This window comes from Collinsella sp. Sow4_E3 (assembly GCF_052116285.1).
Taxonomy (GTDB): domain Bacteria; phylum Actinomycetota; class Coriobacteriia; order Coriobacteriales; family Coriobacteriaceae; genus Collinsella.
Map to the genome: position 1 here is coordinate 1 of NZ_JBQKLJ010000112.1, position 482 is coordinate 482.

The following is a 482-nucleotide window of genomic DNA, read 5'->3' on the forward strand; positions in this document are numbered from 1 at the left end:
GGGAGGCGCCGAAGGTGTGGAGGGTGAGGGGGGTGAAGTCGTAACAAGGTAGCCGTACCGGAAGGTGCGGCTGGATCACCTCCTTTCTAGGGAGATACATTCTTAGAGAGAGAACACTTTAACTCGAATGGAGGGCAGGAGCCCGTCCGGTGGATGTCTGGCCCGGATACGTCCCCGCAGCACCCGGTCCCCGGGGTCGCACCCGCGTACCTTGAGAGCCGCATAGCGATAGGAGAGAGATGGAAGAGGTTCTCTTCCAGACTCGATTCTTTTCTGCGATTAAATAGAGAATGATAGCAATCATTCATCCGATCCAAACAAGAGAATTCACTTATTAATGAGTGAGGAGCATCTGATCGCGAGCACAGTGAAACACGCTGTGCCGCGGTATGAGATACCCGAATTGCGACATGAGAGCGCTATTCATGATATCGATTAATTTATATTAGCGACACGTGGATATCCCGCGGGCCCGGAGCGGT

The 482-nt window shown here is 53.3% G+C and carries 1 rRNA gene; it reads left to right on the forward strand.

The features are described from left to right. Nucleotides 1-86 (forward strand): 16S ribosomal RNA (locus ACTQ48_RS11525); the annotation flags it as partial. Between the last annotated feature and the right edge of the window lie 396 nt (nucleotides 87-482).